Here is a 20514-nt window from a genome sequence, read left to right as displayed (position 1 = left end):
GCTCTTAGGGGCGCAGTCGGTATACGCAAAATCCTTGCTCTTTAGTGATCAAATCCACCTGGGAAAAATAGCGGGGCCCTTTTTTCGCCAGGGGAATAAATTCATTCACCACAAAAATTGCAGCGCCGGAATCTTTGAGAATCCGCGCACTCTGTTGCAGAAAGCGATCGGTCAAATCCCCCTCCACCTGAAAGCCCTGGTGGAAAGGTGGGTTGCACAGCACCAGATCGGCGATTTCACTCTCCAGTTCAGAGCCTGCATCAGAGGGCACAACGATGCCTTCGATTCCCTGTTCGGTAAAATTCTTGCGGCAGGCCAATAGAGCAGCGGCGTTATTATCCGTAGCGGTAAAATGATATTTACCCAAAGCGGCTAATTGCATACTCAGGTAGCCATAACCACAACCGAGATCAACAATACGAGAACCGTCCTGTGGCAACTCAGTGGTTAATTGCTGGGCGAGTAGGGCACTGCCTTTATCGACTTTGTTCCAGCCGAACAATCCCGGCTTGGAGTAGAGGTCGCCAAGCTCGGGCAGCTTTTGTAACTGGGCGTACTTAAGCTCACTGATTGGATTGCCGGTGTCCTCGTGAGCGACAACATTACTGCTCAGGTAGTCGTTGCCGTTTTTTTGCAGGTGCTTGGCAGTGCCCAGGCGCTCGGCCACTTTGGCGGCGTAGCTTTTGATTCCGCTTTGCTTTTCACCCAGCAGAATCAATTCGCCACCTTCACCGAGGAAGTGGGGTGCACAATCAATAATATGGTGAACTACGGCCTTCTCTTTCGAAACGGCGTAGACAATACGGCGGTATTTGCGGTCCAGTTCTTCAAAATGGAAATCGTTGAAGAAGCTCCGCTTCACCGTATTTTCGGCGAGTTCGGCAATATCCCAGCGGTTACTGATTAAATCCCCGGCAAAATGAAACCCCTCCTGGTGTAAGAGGGGCTTGCTGTTTTCATCGGCGATCCACAGGGTTTCCTCTGGGGCCTGGATAAGTTCCTGATGTAGAAGGGCTGACATATCTTTTTTTAATTGATAGAGGCAATTTCTTCAGGGGTCAGGAGGCGGTAATCACCTTCCTGAAGTTCTTCATCCAAGATGATTTCGCCGATCTTTTCCCGGTGCAACTCCAATACCTTGTTGCCCAGGGCTGCAAACATACGCTTCACCTGATGATAGCGCCCTTCACCGATGGTGATGCGCACTTCGTTGGCAAAGAGGATCTCCAGCTTGGCGGGCTTGGTTCTCTTCTTTTCGTTATTGAGCCAGACACCCTTGGCAAGCTTGGCCACGGCATCTTCCTCAATTTTCTCGGCCAACAGAGCGTAGTAGGTCTTGTCGCAATGATGGTTGGGGGAGGTCACCTTGTGGGACCACTGGCCGTCATCGGTAAGCAGCACCAGGCCGGTGGTATCAATATCCAGGCGCCCGGCAATATGCAACTTTTCCTTGTTAGGCTCATCAATCAGGTCCAGCACCGTGGGGTGCTCGCCATCTTTGGTGGCACTGACATAGCCCAGGGGCTTGTTCAACATAATGTAGCGGGGCCCCGGTTCGTGCAGGGGCTCATCATCCAGGCACAACTCATCACTGACTTGTATTTTGGTGGCCGCATTGGTGATCACCTCACCATTAACGGTAATGCGCCCCGCCCAGGCGGCGCGCTTTACATCAGTGCGGGAGAGGTCGGTGACCTGGCTGACCGCTTTATCCAGACGAATCAGGTTAGCCAATTTTACGTTCACCGGAATCGACAGATTGATAGATCAGGGTATTGATGGTCATGGGACCAACGCCACCGGGTACCGGGGTGTAAGCTGCAGCGCGTTCGGTCAGTGGGCCCAGCTCGACATCGCCGACACCGCCGGGGTGGTAACCGGCATCCACAACCACCGCGCCATCCTTAATCCACTCGGCCTTGATAAACTCAGGCTTGCCCACGGCGCCCACTACGATATCGGCGCGGCGGATATGTTCGGCCAGGTCTTGGGTGCGGGAGTGGCAGATAGTCACGGTGGCATTGGCATTCAACAACATGGCCGCCATCGGCTTACCTAAAATGGGGCTGCGACCCACAACCACGGCGTGCTTGCCTTCCAGTTCAATATTGTAGGCTTCCAGCAGGCGCATAATTCCTTTAGGAGTCGCGCAGCCATAGGCCTCTTCACCCATTGCCATACGGCCAAAGCCCAGGCAGGTTACACCGTCTACATCTTTCTCCAGGCTGATCGCATCAAAACAAGCGCGCTCATCGATCTGCGCCGGTACCGGGTGCTGGAGCAGAATGCCGTGGACGTTGGGGTTGGTGTTGAGTTCTTCGATCTTGGCGAGCAGCTGCTCAGTGGTGGTGGAGGAGGGCAGTTCCACCTGGAGGGAGTCCATGCCGATTCGGCGGCAGGCATTGCCCTTCATCTTTACGTAAGTGGCAGAGGCGGGGTCATCACCTACTAGAATGGTCGCCAGGATTGGCGTTTGGCCACCACTCTTTTCCTTTAGTACGGCTACCCGAGCCGAGAGTTCCTCTTCAGTTTTCTGTGCCAGGGCCTTGCCGTCCAGAACCAGTGCAGACATAGATACTATCTCTAACAGTAAAAAATCGATGGCTAATAGACCGGAATCTGCTTCAGCACCTACTTTATATAGAAGGGCGGAAGCCGGCGATTTTTAAAAACGCTTACTTTTTATCCGGTCGGATTCGCGAAGTGCGCCATTTTCGCACAGGTTGGAAATAATTTCGCCACTTCTGGGCCCAGATAGGCAAAAGGATAAACTTCTTTAAAAATAATAGCTTAGAAGCGTTGACATGGGCCGGGGGTATCATTACTATGCACGCACTTCGCAGCTACAGCGACTTACACAACCACCTACGGGGCGGTTAACAGGGTCAAAGAGGTGCGAATGATTGGAAAAACGGGGCATAGCGCAGTCTGGTAGCGCGCCTGCTTTGGGAGCAGGATGTCGGGGGTTCGAATCCCTCTGCCCCGACCAATTTTCCGGGTTCACCTTGCGCCCGTAGCTCAGCTGGATAGAGCATCCGCCTTCTAAGCGGATGGTCGCAGGTTCGAGTCCTGCCGGGCGTGCCATCTTTATAAGATGGTGCTGGTTTGGCAAAAAGGACTTAGTCTGAAGTCAGATTGGCTGCAAGAGGTATCCGGTAATCAGTACTGCCACAAGGTGCTGAAGTATATCACTTTTATGGTGGCCGTAGCTCAGTTGGTAGAGCACAGGATTGTGGCTCCTGAGGTCGCGGGTTCGATCCCCGTCGGCCACCCCAGATTCTTCCTTGTTTATCAAGGACTTAAAACCCCGCCGAGTGCGGGGTTTTTTAGTTTTGGGCCTTTGAGGGGTAATTCGAGGGGGTAATTTTTACCACAATCGATTTTTCCAGCTCCTCGGATTGGACATTTATCCAGTGTCCTTTGGCGTGCCTTCCTTCCCTTTAATCCTCGCCTTGTTAAGAGAAACCACTTTATCGGCGGTGTGGTTGTAGCGCTCCATCATGCTGCGAGTCTTGTGCCCGCTGAACTCCTGCTTGTCGCCTTCGAAATCTGAGATGCCCTTAATCTTTAAATCATGAAACCGGAAGCGAGCGGGAAGGGCGCCGGCCTCATTGGCAGCTCTTTGTTCTCTGCTCCAGGTGGTGTTGAATCCGTCTCGGGTGAAGCGCTGCCCAGTTCGGCCGCGAATCAGATACATGCTTTGTGACCTAGAGGTGGTGTTGCTTTTAAGTGCCAGCTCAACCGCGTCGTGTAATCGGTCCGTCCAGAGCTTCAGTTGTTTCTTGCCGGTCTTCTGTTGGCAAATCAATAAACCTTCTTCGGTAATATCCTGCCGCTTTAATGCGAGAACATCTTGCTGGCGAGCGGCACAGAGATAGGCAATCTCCATTGCAGCTGCGTGAGCAGTATGCCCCTTGGACTCTAACCAGTTATAGAAAGCTAAATATTCGGAATCTTCGACATACCGCCCAGCCTGCTTTTCCTTGATTGGCTTGACCGCCCTGGCTGGGTCTTCGATTGATACGAACCCGCGAGCCTTTCCCCAGCGAAAAATAATACTGAGAAATGTGCGCTCCCTGTTTGCAGCTGTAGGGTATTGCTGCCCGCGTGCATCCATATACATTTGAATCACAGGTGATGTGATGGAGTCCGGCACTGCTTGACCAAAGACGGCCTCAATTTTCTTTGCGTATCGCAGATAGTCTTTTTGCGTTTGAGGTTTAATTTCTTTGGTGTATTGAGGAGAGGCTAGATACAGCTCTATCAGGTCAGCGATAGTAAAGGTTTTACCGTGTTGGCCGCTTTCCCATAATTCGTAGGCGGTCCACACTTCGGCGCGAGTAGCGTCAGGGTCGCACAGGTGCCAAGCACCTTGCCCTCGTATTTTTACCCGATAGCCACGCGGGTAAACTTCTACCCAGCGTGGCATCCAGGCGTTCTTGGGGTTTCTTGGTCTAGCCATTGATGGCGCTCATGTTTATTCCGGCGGGTATTTGAGGTGTTTGCCCATTGGAGCTTGAGTTGTTTATTTGCATGAGTTTAGCTTGATTGACCATTTCCCAGGTTAGGGCAGGAGAGCGGTCTTTCTTGATTACATAGGGGATGCGATTTTTATCTAGGACTCGCTTTTGCTCTTCGGCATTCTCGGCACCAACACCAGTTAGGCGGCCAATTTCATTTTTTGTGAGTAGCTTGCTCATGCTGCTACCTCTGCCTGATTAATTCTGCGGAATTCAATAACCCATACCCAGGGGGTTTGGTCCCAGCTGCCGGCGCCGCTGATGGATTCCCACAGGTTTTTAAATGCTTCGACGGGATTGTCATACCAGCGCCACAGCGGCAGGTCCGGCCGAGAATCGGGGTGTAATTCGACACCGCCCCACTCCCGGTAGAAGCTATGCCAGCGCAGACCTTCGGCTTTTGCATCCTCCTCGCTGATATCTTGAATACGCTGGATTCGAATAGCCGCAATTTCTAGGGTGATACGGCTGGCCCAGCGGGGCATGTGGATTGAAGGGCGCTTTCTCCAAACTCTATGCGGATGTGCCGCAGCAAAAGAGCCATTCTGGAGTCCATCTGGATGATGATAATTGGGTTCATTGGGTGGATTACCATCAGCAGCAAAATGAATTCTATTGCTTCCGGCCCAGTGACTTTCATCATCCTCAGGATATGCAGTAACCCAATCTCCTGCTTGCCACCAAGTTTCACGCACCCATAGGCGGTCACCGGGTTCCCCGCAGGGGCAATTAATATCTACAAACCCACTTTGCCAGGCACTATTGACCTCCTGATATAAGGAGCGGCCGGGAGGCAAGCCACCAATTTGTTTGATGGCCTCTTCATCGCTTGCGCCATTAAATGGCTGCGGTTTTATCAGCCTGCGCGTTTGGGTTTTGCGGCCATCCAGAATTGCACGGACCATATCCCCATTAAATAAGATTGGACGCTCTTTCGCGGCAGAATTAGTCATTGGTGGCCTCCACAGCTAGAGGGTTCTTATCCATGCTCTCCAGTGCATCCTTACATGCCAGCTCGGCTGTAACGTTTCGTCCGTAGGCTAATACGTTAGTGGACATGAAATTATCATGTAGGGCTGCGACCCAGCCCGTAGTGTTGGTTTTATGGATGTCCACCCATAAGCAAGGGTATTTATCCCTCAGATCGCCTACTTTACTTAAAAACTCATTTACGCTGCCGGCTGGACTGGGCTCCCCTGAATCAACAACTGCCTGAAACTGCGAAAACATCCAGTGCAGGAATTCATTAAATTCCGGGTCGTAGAAGGTGAACCCTTCGCTGGTTCCAGCTATCTCTTTAGCCTTTTCTCTCAACTGTTCCAGGAGGTCTTTGTATATTGGGTGTCCCATTGCATATCCCTCGCCATAACCTAAAAAGCGCCCCGTACCAGCGGCGCAAGCCTCACGCGCTAACGTATCTGTGGTGCAGGTTTAGCTTCCGCTAATCGCAATCAAGATAAATAGACTCGTCGTAGATCTCTTCTAGGTCCGTTATCATTGTTCTGCGGGCATACAGCTTGAAAAGTTCACCGGGAAGCCCGTAATTAACTGTGTGGGCCTGCACTCCTCTTCTAAAGTTTTTGCCATCCTCTCGGATAATCGAGATGTAGTGATGCTCTTCATCGCGATCTTTATAAAGTGAAATCTCAATATTATTGAATGAATATTCACCATGGAGGATTTTTACATATGTGAAATATTCGGATCGCTCCCACTCCAGTATTATTTCTTCATGCCCATTATGAAGGTGCTCCTCTTGCCATTCCTTTTTAATGAGCTCCAAGAACTCTTTAGATGTCATTACGGATGGAACAGGTTTTAGAGCCTTATCAAGTAGTGGTTTTAAATGTGCGCCTGCTTGCTCATGGAGAGCTTTGATGTACAGCTCACCGATCATGTCGGTAATATATTTGTTGTACTCGGGCAGGGTTATTTGGTTTGTACAGGTAGAGATTTTATCTTCAATAGCCTTTTTTAAAGACTGTCCAAAATCGCTGTACTCTCTAAGTACTGAATCCAGAATTCCAACAATGGTTGCTTCAACTTTTGAATCGATTGATTCCTCTAGCTTTCCACTATCAATGTATTTGCCAAGACTGTCAGTGACGAGTTTCTGTAGTTCCATTTTTCTATCCTTTCTAAGCGGCCTTTTTAGTTAGGTTGCTGCGATACTCCTCAACCAATTTGTCGAACTTCAATAAATCCATTTCCAGCTCGTTGATGTAGTTATCGTCACGCTCCATTTTTCGAACTGTTAGAGCTTTTCCGATTTTTTCCAGGGCAGGGCAGTACAAAACAAAGTGCCACCACTTGCGTCCGGTCAACCACATACAGCCTTGAATCTGGTCTTTGAATTCGTCGAGATTTTCATCAAGCAGGATGGTTCTAAGGCGCTCAGGTGAAACTAGGCACTTATATTCGCTGCCGCCATCCTCACCAATTAAGCCGTCTGCGCTGGCTCCAAACTTGCGGTCATCAGTTAGCACCAGCCCGGTCTGCTCGATAAACATATCGATTTTGTCTTCGTGGGCTGCACGCGCTTCTGGCTCTAACTCGTTGCCGCGTTTCATTGCCCAGGTCTGAAAACCTCCATCCAAGGGTTCACCACTGATACGCTCTACAGCTAGACGAAAGGCATAGTCGTGAGCAGCGACGGTGAAATCACCTTTGTTTTTGCCGCTCTTTAAGCGCTTGCGGACCTCAGAGAAGTTGCTCGCGGTGATGGCCCCGGCACGCTCGCGGTGCCACTCCTCAGAGCCCTGTTCGACCTTGCAGGTAATCATTGCTGCACTCCTTGCGCTCGGTTTTGAAGATGGTTCATTGCGCGGTTGTATCTGTCCGCATGTAGTTGGTTGATGCTGGCTACGCCTGCGGAAGTGCAGAACTGTTGTTCTGAAATTCCGGCTACTCGCATTGCGTTGCGAAGCTGTTGGATTTGCTGGGGGGATACGCTGTTGGCGTTTGCGGGGGCGCTCCGTCCGTGTCTTCGCCAGTGCTAATATTCAACAGGGCGCATAGCGCATAACGCTTTCCATAGCTAACTGTTGAACCAATGGCTTGTACTGTATTTTTCTTGCCGCTTGTATCGAGCGGGAGAATTAGAGATGTTTCCTCGTGGTGGCCTTCTCTATGAGAAAGAACCGCTATTATTTCCACTGCGTTGTTTTGCTGCTTGGTGCGAAAAGTTACAGCGAAACCATGTTTTTGAAGGGCAGGCCGCACGGTCTCATTAATTTTTTCTAGAGGAGCGTATTTGCCATTGTGCCCCTCAGCAGTTTCGGCAACTGTTGGCAATTCGTTTTGCATCTGCGCAAGTGCAGCATTAAATGCTTGCTCTGCATTGCGGTTCATAACCCGCTCCTGCATATCCAGAAGGCGTTCCAACTTGTCGATATCTGCTTCTGGGTTTGCTGCTACACGCTCAATAACAGCGAGCATTTGTGTAGCTTCAGAAGCTGGCTGAGCAGGAGCTGGCTGAGTTGCCGGCTGTACCATTACTTGACTTGATTCAGACATTTTCGAATTCCCGTAATTAAAAGTGGCTAAGCCTCAAGCCGCTTGGACATATCCATATTCAATTGCTAGGGGCTCTAGTTCCTCGCGGAATTCTTTTGCAACTTGCTTTGCGCATTTATCAGCAAAATCGGAACTGATTTTTCCTGCTTGGCACTCGTCTTTTTTGCTGAGGGCCAGGAATTCGCTGAGGGCGTCCTCGCTAATTTCTTTAACTTCTTCCATTGCGATTTCGAGAAAGCGCCCGTAATAATCAGCCTCAGACCGGTTGAGGCGGTGACTACCGAGAAAGATTCGATTGATGAAGTAATCGGCGATGCCCGCCAGAATCCTTTCTGCTTCGCTTGCGGTTTCGTCCGGCAGAGAGTCTTGGTGAATCTCGTAGGCGTTGAGAGCGTTTTCGGTCGGGGCGGTTGAGCTGCTTCCTAACATGGGGGTTCTCCCTAAGTTGTTAAAAGCAGGTTAAGCAAAATGACTAACTTTGTAAAGTCTAGAAGATTAACTTGTGTTGATTTAGGTGGCAGTTAGTTTGTCAGATGAACCACACTTTTCCTGAGCGGCGTTTAATTGCTTGCCCGATTTGTCGGGGCAGGCTGCATTCAGCTTTAGGGGCTAGGTGACGTGATTGCAGAGAGAAGTGGAGTGTTGAATGCAAGGGTTCCAGCTTTGGTGGTGCTGGGGTCGGTATGAGTTGGCGGCCCTTGTGGGGGGATTACTATCGGTGGGCCGCCGGCCTTAATCACAGATTATGGTTCTTTTGGTAGCAGAAGTCTGAGGGCATAGCTTGGATCGACGAGAGTGGTGCCCCCTGTGGATTCCGTGTAAGCGTAAACCGCAGCTGCGGTCTTAGCCAAAAGCTCCATGCGTTCATCTTCACTGAGGTTTAGTGATAGGAGTTTCATCTCCTTCTGACTCTGGACGAGAGCATCAACCAGGAGTTCGACATTTACTCCACCCGGCGTGCGAGTAGCTTCAGCCTGCTCATCGTCATGGTAAGAGTCCAGCCAGCCGTGGCGATATCCTCCGGCATCCTCAATTCGTCGGGCGATCGAGTCTCCGATGTTACGTCGGGGGTTTTTACCGATTATCTGTGATATTCCAGAGTTGGGCATATCCAGCTTGCGAGCCAGCTCAGCTGCACCGCCAACCTCTTTGGCGATACGCCGGGCGTTCTCTCGCCTTATTGTCTTTATATCCATGCGGTCTACGACTGTGTTCGTGCTTTGAGCCCAATTCTACCCATCTTGCAGTCTCGACAAGTTAGCCAATTATGTAACTTTGGCACAGTTTTCATGTCCTTCAAGTTAGTCTCGTATTGAAAAAGTTGGTCTCTATGACATACTCTGTGGGTATGGACAAGCACACACACATACAAAAAGCGCGAGCGGAAAGCCGCCTTGCCTCTTATGTGAGGGATTACTGGTACCGCAAGCGGAAGCAGTTGGCACACCTGTGCACTGAGGCAGGAGAACCTTGCGCGGCTTCATATCTGCATCAGGTGGCGAGCGGGCGTAGAAAGGCTAGGCCGCACCTTACGAAGGTAATTGTCCAGGTCAGTGATGGTGAGCTGACCGAGCAAGATGGTGCTGATTATTGCTATTTGCAATAAATCTAAATATCAGCCGAAGAGCTGAAAACAACTTTAACTCAAGGATGGTTCAGGAAATAGCAATGGAGACCAGCTTAAGAAAATGCAACTTGAGAATTAAGCAGTCGGACTTTGATCAACTTAAATCCAGGGCGACGGAACTGGGTATCGGCCATGAGCAGCTTTTACGAATCATGGTTGAAGCATGTTTGCCTGTCTACGTTGCTCAGACTCAGGCAGATTTAAAAGAAGCCCTTACGAGTATGGCGGTCCTCTCTAAGGTCCGCGCGTTTTAGAAAGATCTAAATTCCCTGCTGTAGAAGTGCATAAAAAATAAAACGGTTCACACATCAAGAGCAAAAGAAAGGGGCATTGTATGTCTAATAAAACTTCTAATGCGCTAACTCAAAATGAGCTGCGTAAAACAATTCCTGCCCAGCTGCCGAAAAATTACAGTGAATTACAAGTAGACGAAAGTCGGCGCCAGCAGATGGCTCAGTTGTGTGGTGATGTTGTCGACTCGGTTTTTAATCCTCAGAGAGTCTCAGAGACTCCCTCTGACTTTATTGAAGTGAAGGAGAGTTAGCCGTGAGCGCTGAGGCCACTTTCTGGGCATGGCAGCAGGGCGTGAAGTCTACGCACAAGTTAGTGCTGCTATCTCTTGCCAATTGCCACAATGAGGCAAACGGGCAGTGCAATCCATCCATTGCGTACATTGCTCAAGCTACTGGCCTCAACCGCAAAACCGTAATTTCTGCAATGGAGCAGTTGGAAGAATCTAGCCTAATTATTCGGGTCAAATCGAGCGGCTCCAGCAATCAATTCACTTTGAATTTTGGCCAAATCACCAGTACCAAAAACGGTACTAGTCCCAAAAACGGACCAGGCCCAAAAACGGACACAACCAGTACCGAAAACGGGACTGGACCAGTACCAAAAACGGACCACGAATCTAAAAAGAATCTAAAAGAACCTAAAAATATTAATAGGGGATTAGATTTTTCATCTTGGCCAACTGAGCCTGGGAAGGAAGTTCTGGAGGACTGGAAAAAAGTTCGCAAGGCGCCGCTCACTCAAACCGCTGTCAACCAGATTGCTAAGCAGTTTCACCTAGCCAGCCAACACGGCTACAGCGTTGACCACTGTCTTGCCATTTGCTGTGAGCGAGGTTGGCGAGGGTTTCAGTTCCAGTGGTTGCTAAATCACGAGGGGCAAGGGCAGCAGCCTCACGCCCAATCCATGCACCAGGGGCGGACCCGAGACCGGTCCGTGACCGAAATACTCACCGACACCAACTGGTAAACCTAGAACCATCAGGGAGTGATACCCATGACCGTAGCCACCATTCCAGAAGCCCTTCAACGGATTTCAACCACTGAGCCCTGTAGTCCGCTAGCAGTATTCCGCACCAAGCGAGACGACCAAGTAGATGTGATGTTTGCAAGCACCATCCGCACCCAGCAGCGCATCGAGTGGGGCGATATCAACTACCTTGGCAGCTTCCACAGGGAGAGCTTGAGCGAGGCCCGTCAGCGGCTTCGTGACTACTCAGAGAGTATGCGAGAAGTCGCGTGATGAATGAGCCAGCCCCAACCAAAACAGTTCTTTATTTGGAATTCTCTCTGTGGGTAGTGGCGGTTGGCTCAGGTGTTTGGTTTTTGATTGGGTTGGAGTAGGGGGATTTATGGACCAGCAAGAGAAGACGTTTGAAGAATTACGACAAAAAACTGCCCAGTATGCCCAAGCAGAAGCTGAACGGGTTTACCTATCAGAATTCCGTAAGTCCAAGAAGGCCCTACTGATGAAGGATGCTGAGCGTGCGAAACCCGGCCTCTCTGCTGCAGCCCAAGAGCGTGAAGCCTACGCCCACCCCGAGTATGTGGAGCTGCTAGAGGGCTTGAGATACGCAACAGAAGTAGCCCTCAAGTTACGTATGGGAATAAAGGTCACCGAGATGAAGGTGGAAACTTGGCGCACCAAGCAGGCGAACGCCAGAGCTGAAATGAATATGCGGTAAGTGTAGCGCAGCAAGTTAAGAGCGCTATACGAAACACAAAGCAAGATGCGGGAAAAGGGATTGATAAAGGAGTAACCAATGCCTAGCTGGAGAAATACAGAATTAACTCGTAACCAGCAAAGCGCCTTGTTTGAGCCATCTCCGTGCGATGCGTGTAAGCAAAGGGACAGGTGTGCAGTAGAGGAGCTCGCTTGCAGTGATTACCTACGCTGGCAAGACACAGGCAAGGTGAGGTATCGAGATAGAGAGCCCACATCAAAGATATTCCAGAAAATCTTCAAGGTGAATCAATGAATTTTCACTCAGCTCGACAGGCTTGGCATGATGCGTTCGATACAGCCACTCAGCAATCTGATTATGCGGCAATGCTGGGCGGGCAGACGGTACGGAGCCGAGGCCCTAAGCATTACATCGATGAAATTCGGAATGAGGATGGAAAAGTTACTGCTCGTTTGGCAGGTCAGACTGTTTATGCAGCTGAAACTAGAGTGGGGAAGGGTAGTAGCGGGCGAATAATGGATGCTTGTGAAAAGGGGTTGGTGCAGCATGCTATTGCAAAGCTGAGAGAAACTGATGAGTTGGCTTACTGTTGGGGGATGGCTGCATATGCGCCGCCGGGAAACCGGTATAAGGAGCGGGCTTATCTTCTGAATTACATGATGAAGCGGTTTTATAGCTGGGGAGAGCCTCATGATCCATTGAAAGCTGGGCAGTTGGCCTTATTTTGTATTCATTCTTTTGCTTTACGTGATGTAACGGGTAGGAGAGTTGATCTTCGTCAAGCGCGGCAGCTGTTAGGTTGCGATATATGTGGATGGAATCAGGATTGGCGTAGAGTTTGGATTCGAATGGAGAGACTGCTTGACCCGCTGCCTAGACGCGCACTCATGGGGATGGAATATTTTTTAGGACGGTTTTGATTTGATTAGATTTGAAATGGTAGATAACTTGTTAATACTCTCATATTTTGAGGAGAGTGGTGATCCTTTGTGGGTGAAAACCAAGCTTAAAGAAAAGGGTGAGGTCACTATAAGCAAAATTTTCAAGTTCACCCTTAAAGATATAGTCCCTAGCTCGAAAAAATATGGTGATTGGGGGGAGGGTGAAGAAGCTGACTACCTTGATGGCTCGGTGGATTTTTTATTGGCCACTTTGGAGGGGGAGTATTATCGATATCCAAAGAGAATTTTATCTCTTAAAGAAGATCTTTATATTCATAAGTCAATCAGGTTAAATCGAAAGACGTTTGTTGCGGAGAAAAATGTCTCTATTTTTCGAAAAATTGATGATATTTCATCTGGGGTAGTTTATGTCGGTGGTAATGACGAGCGAGCAATCCCCTCTATTGTCTTCCAGGAATTACTACAAAAATTCCCAAACACCTATGAATTAAAGAAATACGTGTCTGCGCGAATAGACGGTGTGCTGTCTTCATATGTGGAGACGCAGGAAGATTTTGAAGTGGCTTATCAAAAGTATTTAAACGGTAAACCTGGGAAGGTGGGGGTTGACTTGGTGAGTAGCTTTTCTCGTATGGAGGCGGAAAAGTATAAGGCTATTCACAAGAAGTTGCATTCAATGCTTGATGATGAGATTTCATATACTGAGAGCCAATGGCAGAAAGAGTTGTTGCAGGTGTTGCTCCTACTGAACCCTAAATATATTCATATTTTTAGAGAGGCACCAATTTATGATTTGCAGGGTTCAAAGAGAATGGTTGATTATTTGTTGGTGGATGCTAGCGGAAACGTGGATATTGTGGAGATAAAGAAGCCTTTTGGTAAGAGTATTGTTACAAGTAGAACTTATAGGAAAAATCATATTCCTATGAGAGATTTATCTGGAACAATAATGCAGGTTGAAAAGTACATTTTTTACCTCAATAAGTCTGGTTTGAAGGGTGAGCAAGTGCTGACAAAGAAATATAAAGACTCTCTTCCGAAAGATTTCAAAATAAAAATAACCAATCCAAGTGGTATAATTGTTATGGGGCGTAGTGAGGGTCTTAGTCAGGAGCAAAGACAAGACTTTGAGGTGGTGAAAAGAAAGTATAAAAATGTGGTTGATATTGTTACATATGACGACCTTCTTGAAAGGCTTCGGTTTATGGTATCTAACTGGGCAGGTTCTGTAAAAGCGAGTAGCTAATTTTTGTTTCTTGGTCTGAGTTGATCCAAGATTTCTTGTTGGTTGTTTTTGATTCTAAGAGAGGGTGAGGGTGAGGGTGAGGGTGAGGGTGTTGAGATGTTGAAAAGGGATGTAGATCCTTTCGGACGTTTGCTAGAGTTGGACGTGCTTGGAAGTTTTGATTTTTTTACGAATTCTGTATGTCTTAATAACATAACTCCTCAAGATTTTGAGATCTTGAAAAATGGTGAGTTCAGTATGCAGCTAAAGGTGGTCCCTTTAGCAGTGCATGAATACACACATTTCTTAGATGCCACCTCTTCTTTATGGGGGCTTAGGCATTTGGTGAAAATGAATAAGGGGTATTTGTCGAATAATAAACTTGGAGGAGAGGAAGTTGATTTTTATTGGGCAAAAGAATTTCTGGATCATGTAAAGTCGCTACGCTTACCCGACTATTATACTTTGATTCAGTCGGGGGCTGATTCTTCTAGACCATGGACATTTGACATCTCGATTGGGAGCCAGTTTGATCAGAGAGGTAAGGTTTCCGATAAACCAGTTTTGTTTTCTTGGTTTAAGAATGGTTATGGTCAGCCTTTAGCTCGTTCACCTTTATCGATGGTGTCTTTGCTAGAGGCTTCGGCAATGAGTCAGGAGCTACTAACAGAGCTTGGGATAGTTAATAGCCTGGATGCAGATGCAAAAGTAGTAGAGATGCATAGGCTTCAGGAAAAGTCTCTTTCCTTTTTGTATAACCATCATGTTACTGAATATACGGTTTGTGTTCATATATTAGCAAATCATTTGCAATGTTCAGATATATATACAGCTTTTCGGCTGGTGTCTGTGGTAGTTCGCGTGGTGCTTAACTTCCCTCTTTCATTGTTTGTTCAGGTGCTTGATGCTGTTAATGTAGAGGAAATTTTTGGTATTCCCCGGGGCACTCTTTTGGAGATCGTGTTAGGAAGGGTCTTAAAAACCATGATTTTGGTATTTTATACTATCTAATTTGCAAGTCACTTCCAGTTGATCTGGTTGAGAAAAAGAAAGAAGTAAAAGAGGGTGTTATTCAGGCGCTAGCTAATCTAGGTGTTGATTTGGCGGTGTTCAGAGATGCATGTATGAGCGAGGCGGCTGAGTGTCACGAGGAATTGAGTTCTAGTAAGCTGGACTACATTCGCAGCTATGGTCAGGCGGGTTTTGATAACTTTAATATCATAGATTTATTTTCTAGTATTCTACCTTTTGAGTCTGTTTCTTTGCCCCCTTTATACCTTAAAAACGGTGAGGTTATGAGGGTGTTTGGAGGGGAAAAAATAATTTGAAAGATATTGATATTGATGCAAGCTTTGAAGAGCATTTAAACGGCCAAGAATGGGTCGAACGGTTCTCAGAAGCGTGTACGGCATAGCGGTTTATTGGGGTTTGATATTTCCAAAAGTTAGGTTGCAAGATTTATTATTTAGGGTTAATTATGTATAGTGATTAAAGTTACTTTTTAGATAGATTACTACTAAATGGTAAGAAGCCCTTGACTTTCTCTGTGTCAGAACTGTATAAAAACCCCATGCTGGGATAAATATGCAGGTTCCTAGCGAAACGCCCTAAAGCCTGCTCAATGCGGGCTTTTTTGTGTCAGATTGTTAGAGTGGCGCACAAATTTGCATTAACTGTATATATGTACAGTTGTGTGTATTGGCAGTATTTGTGCCCATGGGTAGTATGTTCACAGCTGCTTTGGTTTTCATGCAGCGACCATCCTTTCTTAAGCCGGCCCCCAAGCCGGTTTTTTTATGCCTGAAATTTGAGACTCCTATGTTCCAAAACGACTACTTCACAGAGTCGGAGTTGGCCTGTCGTTGTTGTGGCAAAAATCATTTCAAAGATGAAACGCTAAAGCGTCTGATTAGAGTTAGAGAGCGCTTCGGCAAGCCAATGATTATTAACTCTGGCTATCGCTGCCCAGCACATAACGCCCGGTTAAATGCCACTATGACCCACGCCACCGGGCAAGCTGTTGATGTTCAAGTGGCACTAGGCCGAGCCTATCGGTTAATCCAAATCGCTCAAGAGGAAGGGTTTACTGGTATAGGAGTTAAGCAAAAGGGCGCTATCGGTAAGCGATTCCTCCACCTGGATGACCTTGAAGCAATACCTGGCGAACTAACCCGGCCCACAGTCTGGAGCTACTAATGATTTCAGCTATATCAAATCTACTCGGCAAGGTCATAGACAAAGCATTCCCAGATAAGACAGAAGCCAACCGCCTAAAAGCTCAGGTTGACTCTCAGCTGATTTCAATGGACCTGGAAGAGCTAAAGGCGGCAACTCAGGTAATAACGGCAGAAGCCTCGGGGGAGTCATGGCTACAGAGAAACTGGCGGCCAGTAACAATGCTCACGTTCGTCGGGCTGATTGTATTTCATTGGCTAGGCTGGACAGCTCCAAATCTGAGCGAGGAGCAAACCCTGGTACTGCTAGAGATAGTAAAAATCGGCCTCGGAGGTTATGTCGTGGGGCGAAGCGCTGAGAAAGCAATGAAGGCTTGGAAGCAATCATGACCCAACAAACAGAGCATTGGCACCTCAGCAAAAGCATCTCTATCACTCAGATAGCCAGCATCATACTTTTAGCGGCTGGCTTGTTTGCCTGGGGCTCAGATGTAGAAAAACGGGTAGGGGAGAACGCGCAAGCAATTAAGCACGAATCAGCTATGCGTGCCCTAGAGCAAAAGCACATAGCTGAATTCAAAGACGAAATCAGAACACGGCTCCAGCGTATTGATAGCAAGCTAGAGCGGTTGATTGAGAGAGCGGACTAATGGCAAGGCCAACTCTGTATTCCGAAGAGATTGCAGTATCTATCTGCACTTTGCTCGCTGAAGGACTGAGTTTACGTGAGGTGTGCGCGCATGATGGCATGCCTGACAAGTCCACAGTCATACGTTGGCTGGCCACTAACTCAGAGTTTTGCGACCAGTACGCACAGGCGAAAGAGGTCTCAACTTTTGTCATGGCTGAAGAGCTATTGGAGATAGCCGACGATAGTTCCAATGACTACATGGACCGACAGGCAAGAGATGGTTCAGTAGAGGAGGTGCTTAATCCCGAGAATATCCAGCGTTCTCGACTTCGAGTTGATACACGCAAGTGGCTAATGGAAAAGCTCAAGCCAAAGAAGTACGGGCAGAAGCTCGACATTGACCAGAAGACTGAGCATAGCGGCGGTATCAGCATGACCATCGACCAAGCCAACGCAATTTTGCAGGAGCATGGAATTGACCCCAGCGGAGAAGATACGACTGGCTCAAGCCCTGCAGACGGTCAAGGAACATAAGAAGTACAACAAGCGGCATTACTTCAGGCCGTATGACTGGCAGCTGCAGTGGTATAGCGCCTTTCAAACTAACAAGCAATGTCTGCTAATGGCCGCAAACAGGGTAGGGAAGACTGCGTCTGAAGCCTACCAAGTTGCAAGTCACCTAATTGGCGAGTACCCCGATTGGTGGCCGGGAATCACGTTTAATTATGCCCCTTATACCTGGGGGCTAGGTGTCACCGGCGAGCAGATTCGCGATGTAATGCAGAAAGAATTGTTTGGTAATTATTACGGTGGACAATTCGATGGCACCGGGCTGGTTCACAAAGACCTGATTCATGAGGTTGTGCCAGCGATGGGAACTCCGCGCTTGGCTAAGGATATTTACGTGCGTTACGGTGCCGGTGGTGATGTGGTGAATTATTCGCAAATCAGCCTAAAGGCATATGCCCAAGGTCAGCATGTCCTAATGGGTGCATCAGTTGATTACGGCTGGATTGATGAAGAGCCAAAAGACCCAGAAATATACCCGCAGGCATTAACCCGGACCGCTACAGGCAATCGCAGCAAGGGCGGCTGGGCTTCACTCACTTTTACTCCTGAAAATGGCATGACTGACTTGGTGACCCAATTTATGGAAGACCGCCAGAAGGGGCAGTATCTGCAAACCGTGACCTGGGATGATGCTCCGCACCTTGATGACTCTACAAAAGAGCAGCTGTTAGCAGCATTCCCACCATATCAGCGAGATATGAGAACTAAAGGCATTCCACTGTTGGGTGAGGGAATGGTTTACCCAGTATCGGAAGACTCAATAAAGATTGACCCGATTGAGATACCGACACACTGGAAGAAGTGCGCGGCCATTGATTTTGGTTTTGCTCATGACACAGCAGTTTGCTGGACTGCATACGATGCCGACTCGGACATCATTTACGTCTATGACGGCTATGCAAAAAGTGGTGAGGTTCCCGCAATCCATGCGGCTGCAATTAATTCCCGTGGTGACTATATCCCGGTGATATATCCCCATGATGGGGATAGCGTTGAAAAAGGCTCAGGCCAAACAATGGCGGAGCAGTATCGCCAGCTCAACGTGAACATGCACATCAAGTTCACTAACGAAGACGGCACCAACTTTGTAGAGCCTGGCATTCAGGAGCTTTATCAGCGGATGTGTACGGGACGGCTCAAAGTATTTTCAACGGTCAAACCATTCTGGGATGAGTTCAGGAAATACCATCGCAAGAACGGAAAAATCGTCAAGATTGATGATGACTTTATGGATGGCTTTAGGTACTCCGCAATCAGTGTTGCCAGATTTGGTGAGAATCGTGCCGGTGCCGACAATTTCGACTATTCCCGCTCCAACCCTGGAATCCGTTACTGATGGCAAAGACTAAAGGCGAAATTCTGAAGCTAGCTGAGCAGTGTATCCAGCTATCAGAAGGTGATGACGATTCCACCAACTCTGATGACCGTGCCCAGGCCTACAAGTATTACTACGGTGAGCCCTTCGGCAATGAGCGTGATGGACGTTCTGACTATGTGAGCCGTGATGTATTCGATGCAGTGGAGGATGCCAAAGAGATTTTATTGGAGGTGTTCGGCTCCAACCGGGAGACCGTGAAGTTCACCCCGCAAGACCAGAATGATGTGCTGCAGGCAAAGCTGCGCACCAGTTACTGCAACCGGGTATTTAATAAAAACAATTCCGGCTATTCCATCCTGCACGACTCAATCCAGGATGCACTGTTAGCTAAGAACTGCACAGCCAAGGTCTACTGGAATGAGGAGACCGAATACAAGACTGAGCAGGTGGAAGGAATCACGCCGGATATTTACGAGCAGCTTGAAAACTCTGAAGCAGAGGTGACCCAGGCTGAGCAGGATGAGGCCAGCGGCTTGATTGATGCCGAGCTTAGGGTGCCTGTTGATGCCTCTCGTGTTGCGGTAGAGGTTATTGCCCCTGAGCGTGTGGTTCGAGACCCAAACGCTACTGAACCGAGCAAGGCGCGCTTCTGGGGTGAGAAAAGTGAGGTTACCCGCTCTGAGCTGGTTGAGATGGGCTTTGACCCTCAAGTAGTTGCTGGCCTGACTGCTGACGGTGATTCCCAGGATGAAATGGAAGAGCAGGCCCGCGAGGGTGTGACGACCGGTAATGATTTGCTTGGCGAGTCTTCACAAGAAACCCTGGAGCTTTACGAGCTGTTTATCTGGTGGGATGACGAAGGCGATGGAATTGCGCAGCTGCATCAGGTGTTCAAGGTGGGCAACACCATCCTTGAGGTTGAGAAAGTACAGCGCATGCCGTATTTCAGCTGGGCGGCACTTCGGATAGCTCATCGATATGACGGCCTATCCATGTACGACATTATTGGTGACATTCAAAAGCTCAAAGCGACCATCAAACGGCAGATAGTAGACAACCTGCTGATTTCCAATAATCAATCTCGTGTTGCTCGGCAGGGCGCCTTTGTTAATCCTGCTGACTGGATTGATAACCCTGTTGGTGCAACTCATTGGCTCAGCAAGACTACAGCGGGACCGATAACTGACCATGTGATGGCAACTCCAACCCCGCAGCTAACACCACTCACAATGCCCGCCCTGGAGATGCTGAACCAGGACAAGGAGCACCGGGCTGGCGTATCTCGTTTAACTTCCGGGCTCAATCAGGACGTTATCAGCAATCAGAATGCTGACGACATGATTAACCGCATGACCAGCGCAGCAATGCGGCGAATGATGGGGATGGCCAGGCGTTACGCAGAGCTGTTTTTAATCCCGATATTCCAAGAGATTTACACCTTGGCTCTCGAGCACGACCAGGAGGGATTGCTAGCTGAGGTCGATGGCGAGTGGCAACAGCTCAACCCGCAGGAAATGGGTGAGGGCGTTGATATGGAGGTAACCACGGCCCTAACACCTGATGATGCCGAGATGAGAGCGCGCACGCTGATGGTGCTGCATAACTCGCTGACTCAAGGTGCGCAGATGGACCCCTCACTGCAGGCCATCTACTCCCCACAAAATAAATACTCTGTGCTGCGCGAGATATTCAAGCTGTCTGGCCAGCCCTCACCGGAATTCCTGACCGACCCGAACAGCACCCCGGCACAGCTACAGCAGCAATTAATGCAGGTCCAGCAGCAGCTGCAGCAGATGACCATGCAAAACCAACAGCTCCAAGCGGTACTGCAGCAGCTCAATCAGCAAGAGCTTGGCATCAAGGCCCAGGACGCAGAGACACGGAAGGTGAAAGCCTTGGGAGACCTGGACCTCAAGCGCCAGAAGCAAATGACAGACGCCTCGCTGGGTGACCGCAAGCAATCCTTGGCTGAAGACGCTGAAGCCCATGACCAAACTATCGACGAGCTGGAACTCGCCCTTGAGCGCCGGCAGGACCGCAACGTAAGCATTTAATC

At 48.8% G+C, this 20514-nt stretch carries 28 protein-coding genes and 3 tRNA genes; 19 read left to right on the top strand and 12 right to left on the bottom strand.

Annotated elements, in window-relative coordinates:
• Window positions 1-4 precede the first annotated feature (4 nt).
• The 3 genes from QT397_18335 to folD are packed head-to-tail and all read right to left on the bottom strand — an operon-like array spanning window position 5 to window position 2572.
• Window positions 5-1021 carry a methyltransferase gene (locus QT397_18335; protein ID WNZ54821.1) on the bottom strand — a complete coding sequence of 339 codons (1017 nt, stop codon included), beginning with the start codon at window positions 1019-1021 and terminating at the stop codon, window positions 5-7.
• An 8-nt stretch (window positions 1022-1029) separates the two neighbouring features.
• Entirely contained in the window at window positions 1030-1734 is a 705-nt protein-coding gene (gene rsuA, locus QT397_18330; protein ID WNZ54820.1) for a 16S rRNA pseudouridine(516) synthase RsuA, read from the bottom strand.
• Window positions 1727-2572, bottom strand: coding sequence for a bifunctional methylenetetrahydrofolate dehydrogenase/methenyltetrahydrofolate cyclohydrolase FolD (gene folD, locus QT397_18325; GenBank protein ID WNZ54819.1), 846 nt, complete (start codon window positions 2570-2572; stop codon window positions 1727-1729). Before folD ends, rsuA begins: the two co-directional genes overlap by 8 nt.
• Window positions 2573-2912: 340 nt before the next feature.
• Here folD and QT397_18320 point away from each other — a divergent pair.
• The 3 genes from QT397_18320 (at window position 2913) to QT397_18310 (ending at window position 3275) form a co-directional block, all read left to right on the top strand.
• Window positions 2913-2989, top strand: a tRNA-Pro gene (locus tag QT397_18320).
• Window positions 2990-3007: 18 nt separating this feature from the next.
• Window positions 3008-3084: transfer RNA gene (locus tag QT397_18315), tRNA-Arg, on the top strand.
• Between the two features lie 115 nt (window positions 3085-3199).
• Window positions 3200-3275 (top strand) — tRNA-His (locus tag QT397_18310).
• Window positions 3276-3406: 131 nt separating this feature from the next.
• Here the strand turns inward: QT397_18310 and QT397_18305 are convergent.
• From QT397_18305 to QT397_18265, 9 genes are all read right to left on the bottom strand, one after another.
• Window positions 3407-4462 (bottom strand): tyrosine-type recombinase/integrase, encoded by a 1056-nt coding sequence (locus tag QT397_18305; protein ID WNZ54818.1) that lies wholly within the window; start codon window positions 4460-4462, stop codon window positions 3407-3409.
• Window positions 4455-4700 (bottom strand): hypothetical protein, encoded by a 246-nt coding sequence (locus QT397_18300; GenBank protein WNZ54817.1) that lies wholly within the window; start codon window positions 4698-4700, stop codon window positions 4455-4457. The genes QT397_18305 and QT397_18300 overlap by 8 nt, the downstream gene beginning before the upstream one ends.
• Complete coding sequence (locus tag QT397_18295) at window positions 4697-5473, bottom strand: hypothetical protein (protein WNZ54816.1); 777 nt, start codon at window positions 5471-5473, stop codon at window positions 4697-4699. The genes QT397_18300 and QT397_18295 overlap by 4 nt, the downstream gene beginning before the upstream one ends.
• On the bottom strand, window positions 5466-5870 hold the full coding sequence (locus QT397_18290) for a hypothetical protein (GenBank protein WNZ54815.1): 405 nt from the start codon (window positions 5868-5870) through the stop codon (window positions 5466-5468). The genes QT397_18295 and QT397_18290 overlap by 8 nt, the downstream gene beginning before the upstream one ends.
• Window positions 5871-5961: 91 nt before the next feature.
• Window positions 5962-6645 (bottom strand): hypothetical protein, encoded by a 684-nt coding sequence (locus QT397_18285; GenBank protein WNZ54814.1) that lies wholly within the window; start codon window positions 6643-6645, stop codon window positions 5962-5964.
• 13 nt (window positions 6646-6658) lie between these two features.
• A complete protein-coding gene (locus QT397_18280; GenBank protein ID WNZ54813.1) occupies window positions 6659-7303 on the bottom strand; it encodes a YqaJ viral recombinase family protein in 645 nt (214 codons plus the stop codon).
• Between the two features lie 121 nt (window positions 7304-7424).
• Window positions 7425-8036, bottom strand: coding sequence for an ERF family protein (locus tag QT397_18275; protein ID WNZ54812.1), 612 nt, complete (start codon window positions 8034-8036; stop codon window positions 7425-7427).
• 33 nt (window positions 8037-8069) lie between these two features.
• Window positions 8070-8465, bottom strand: coding sequence for a hypothetical protein (locus QT397_18270; GenBank protein WNZ54811.1), 396 nt, complete (start codon window positions 8463-8465; stop codon window positions 8070-8072).
• 314 nt (window positions 8466-8779) lie between these two features.
• The gene (locus tag QT397_18265; protein WNZ54810.1) at window positions 8780-9232 is read right to left on the bottom strand and encodes a hypothetical protein; all 453 of its coding nucleotides are present in this window, start codon (window positions 9230-9232) and stop codon (window positions 8780-8782) included.
• A gap of 134 nt (window positions 9233-9366) precedes the next feature.
• On the opposite strand from QT397_18265, the gene QT397_18260 reads away from it, so the two are divergent.
• From QT397_18260 to QT397_18185, 16 genes are all read left to right on the top strand, one after another.
• Window positions 9367-9642, top strand: a complete 276-nt coding sequence (locus tag QT397_18260; protein ID WNZ54809.1) for a hypothetical protein — start codon at window positions 9367-9369, stop codon at window positions 9640-9642.
• A 62-nt stretch (window positions 9643-9704) separates the two neighbouring features.
• Window positions 9705-9917: a hypothetical protein gene (locus tag QT397_18255; GenBank protein ID WNZ54808.1), complete on the top strand. Its 213-nt coding sequence runs from the start codon at window positions 9705-9707 to the stop codon at window positions 9915-9917.
• Between the two features lie 80 nt (window positions 9918-9997).
• Window positions 9998-10207, top strand: coding sequence for a hypothetical protein (locus tag QT397_18250; protein WNZ54807.1), 210 nt, complete (start codon window positions 9998-10000; stop codon window positions 10205-10207).
• 2 nt (window positions 10208-10209) lie between these two features.
• Window positions 10210-10923, top strand: a complete 714-nt coding sequence (locus QT397_18245; GenBank protein WNZ54806.1) for a helix-turn-helix domain-containing protein — start codon at window positions 10210-10212, stop codon at window positions 10921-10923.
• A 27-nt stretch (window positions 10924-10950) separates the two neighbouring features.
• Window positions 10951-11196 carry a hypothetical protein gene (locus tag QT397_18240; GenBank protein WNZ54805.1) on the top strand — a complete coding sequence of 82 codons (246 nt, stop codon included), beginning with the start codon at window positions 10951-10953 and terminating at the stop codon, window positions 11194-11196.
• A gap of 109 nt (window positions 11197-11305) precedes the next feature.
• A complete protein-coding gene (locus tag QT397_18235) occupies window positions 11306-11638 on the top strand; it encodes a hypothetical protein (GenBank protein ID WNZ54804.1) in 333 nt (110 codons plus the stop codon).
• Window positions 11639-11928: 290 nt separating this feature from the next.
• Window positions 11929-12558: a hypothetical protein gene (locus tag QT397_18230; protein WNZ54803.1), complete on the top strand. Its 630-nt coding sequence runs from the start codon at window positions 11929-11931 to the stop codon at window positions 12556-12558.
• 1 nt (window position 12559) lies between these two features.
• Entirely contained in the window at window positions 12560-13786 is a 1227-nt protein-coding gene (locus QT397_18225; protein ID WNZ54802.1) for a DUF4263 domain-containing protein, read from the top strand.
• A 96-nt stretch (window positions 13787-13882) separates the two neighbouring features.
• Complete coding sequence (locus QT397_18220) at window positions 13883-14776, top strand: hypothetical protein (GenBank protein WNZ54801.1); 894 nt, start codon at window positions 13883-13885, stop codon at window positions 14774-14776.
• Window positions 14777-14889: 113 nt separating this feature from the next.
• Complete coding sequence (locus QT397_18215) at window positions 14890-15093, top strand: hypothetical protein (protein ID WNZ54800.1); 204 nt, start codon at window positions 14890-14892, stop codon at window positions 15091-15093.
• A 490-nt stretch (window positions 15094-15583) separates the two neighbouring features.
• Entirely contained in the window at window positions 15584-15961 is a 378-nt protein-coding gene (locus tag QT397_18210) for a D-Ala-D-Ala carboxypeptidase family metallohydrolase (protein ID WNZ54799.1), read from the top strand.
• Entirely contained in the window at window positions 15961-16329 is a 369-nt protein-coding gene (locus QT397_18205; protein ID WNZ54798.1) for a 3TM-type holin, read from the top strand. Before QT397_18210 ends, QT397_18205 begins: the two co-directional genes overlap by 1 nt.
• On the top strand, window positions 16326-16589 hold the full coding sequence (locus QT397_18200) for a hypothetical protein (GenBank protein ID WNZ54797.1): 264 nt from the start codon (window positions 16326-16328) through the stop codon (window positions 16587-16589). The genes QT397_18205 and QT397_18200 overlap by 4 nt, the downstream gene beginning before the upstream one ends.
• The gene (locus QT397_18195) at window positions 16589-17104 is read left to right on the top strand and encodes a hypothetical protein (protein WNZ54796.1); all 516 of its coding nucleotides are present in this window, start codon (window positions 16589-16591) and stop codon (window positions 17102-17104) included. Before QT397_18200 ends, QT397_18195 begins: the two co-directional genes overlap by 1 nt.
• Complete coding sequence (locus QT397_18190) at window positions 17040-18476, top strand: terminase family protein (protein ID WNZ54795.1); 1437 nt, start codon at window positions 17040-17042, stop codon at window positions 18474-18476. Before QT397_18195 ends, QT397_18190 begins: the two co-directional genes overlap by 65 nt.
• Window positions 18476-20512, top strand: a complete 2037-nt coding sequence (locus QT397_18185) for a hypothetical protein (GenBank protein ID WNZ54794.1) — start codon at window positions 18476-18478, stop codon at window positions 20510-20512. The genes QT397_18190 and QT397_18185 overlap by 1 nt, the downstream gene beginning before the upstream one ends.
• Window positions 20513-20514: the final 2 nt, after the last annotated feature.

Origin of the sequence: Microbulbifer sp. MKSA007, assembly GCA_032615215.1 — a bacterium.
GTDB lineage: Bacteria > Pseudomonadota > Gammaproteobacteria > Pseudomonadales > Cellvibrionaceae > Microbulbifer.
Note: the sequence above shows the minus strand (reverse complement) of the source record. Positions and strands in the feature narration are given on the sequence as shown.